The sequence below is a fragment of the Microcoleus sp. genome, assembly GCF_049646505.1.
Lineage (GTDB): Bacteria > Cyanobacteriota > Cyanobacteriia > Cyanobacteriales > Microcoleaceae > Microcoleus.
Window position 1 is genome coordinate 1 of record NZ_JBARVX010000638.1, and the last position, 1,966, is coordinate 1,966.

At 45.7% G+C, this 1,966-nt stretch carries 1 protein-coding gene; it reads left to right on the forward strand.

Going from position 1 to position 1,966, the window contains the following annotated elements; translation table 11 throughout:
- Positions 1–246: 246 nt before the first annotated feature.
- Positions 247–1,929, forward strand: a complete 1,683-nt coding sequence (locus WBA89_RS29435; protein ID WP_424411160.1) for a potassium channel family protein — start codon at positions 247–249, stop codon at positions 1,927–1,929.
- Positions 1,930–1,966: the final 37 nt, after the last annotated feature.

Sequence of the window (1,966 nt, forward strand, 5' to 3'; positions counted from 1 at the left end):
TATACGCATGTTGGGTTTCATTCTTCAACCCAACCTACGTATATATAGCAATTATTGCAGGATTCACAAAATTTCTAGGGGTAGTGCTAAGAGTGCCTACTCCATATCTATCGGGGATTTTCACGAAATAAGAACCCTACAACAATTACGCAATAGTGTTTTTAGCTACATTCTGCAAAGCTGCGGCAGTCAACAATGGTAAGTAAAACTGCAAGGACAGCTTTGAAATCGGCTGGCAAATAACTTATGAAACCTCGAATCATTGTTTGTGGGTTGGGCAAAACGGGACACAAGATTTTTTGTTTGTTGAGACAGCAGGGGGCGATTGTGGTTGGTATTAGCGATCGCCCAATTCGCAGCGAAACTTCTGATGTGGTTGTCGGCAATTTGCAAGCAGCTTCTACTTTGTTGGCGGCGGGCCTTCAAAAAGCTCACACTTTAGTAATCGCAGGAAATGATGATGCTGTCAATTTGGCAGTTTTGATGCAGGCGAGGATTCTGAACCCTCAAATTCGGATCATTAACAGATTGTTCAATACTAGCTTGGGCGACAGAATCGATCACTCTTTGCCCGAGCACACTTCGATGAGCGTTTCGGCTTTGGCAGCTCCGGTTTTTGCTTTTGCTGCTCTCGGAAATCGGGCGATCGGACAGTTGCGTTTGTTCGATCGCACTTGGCCGATTCACGAAGAATATATCGATGAAAATCATCCTTGGCTCGATCGGCAACTGAGCGATTTGTGGAACGATCGATCGCGAATGTTGATTTATTCTCTCCCGGCTGCTAACAAAACTGATTTAGTATCGGCGGTGCTGGCGGGCCGGGAGTGCCAGCAGGGCGATCGGCTAATTGTTGCCTCGGAACCGACTCTCCGCAGCCCCCAAAAAACTTTGATTCAAAAACTGCTTAAAACCTTAACTAGCCTCCGCCGATTTCAGCAGCACAGCCAAGCAGTAATTGTGGTACTGACTCTGCTGGCAATGATTGGAATAGCTACTTCTATCTATATTTGTGTTGATGAAAATATCTCAATTGTCGATTCTCTATATTTTTCAGTAGGGATGATTACTGGTGCCGGAGGCTATGAAAAAGTTGCCGAACAAGCTCCAGAAAATATTAAATTATTTACGGTGATGATGATGTTAGTTGGAGCGGGCATCATCGGCATCTGCTACGCCCTGCTCAACGATTATGTATTGGGAACTCGCTTTACCGAATATTGGGATATAGCGCGAGTTCCGCAGCGCCATCATTACATTATTTGCGGCCTGGGGGGCATGGGAATACAAATTGCCAAAGAACTGCACACTAACGGTTATGATATTGTGGCGATCGAGCAAGATCCAAACAGCCGCTTTCTGAGCACGGCTCGCTCTCTAAAAATTCCAGTAATTCATGGAAGTGCCAGTTTGCCCGCAACTCTGGAAGCTGCTAATGTTAAGCAAGCTGCTGCACTTTTGGCAGTTACTAGCAGCGATATGTCCAATTTAGAAATTGCCTTGACTGCTAAAGGATTGGCACCGAAACTGCAGGTGATTGTCCGCAATCAAGACTCGCATTTTGCTTTGATGGTGCAGCAGGTTTTTGAATTTGAAGGAGTTTTGAACCCGACGGAATTAGCGGCTCCTGCTTTTGCGGCGGCGGCAATTGGAGGCAGAATTTTGGGCAACGGGATGACTGCTGACAGTCTGTGGGTTTCCTTAGCAACATTGATTACGCCAAACCATCCTTTTTGCGGCTACCGCATTCAAGATGCTGCGAAATCTGCTGATTTTGTACCTCTTTATGTGGAAACTAACTGTCAAACTATTCACGGCTGGGAGTTGCTGAATTGTTGTCTGAGTGCGGGGGATGTTTTGTATTTGACGATGCCGGCGAATCGGTTGGATTTACTGTGGAGAACGCCCTCGGAATTGATTAAAACTTAACGGTTTTACGTAGCAATTTATGTTGCCGATCGCTCAA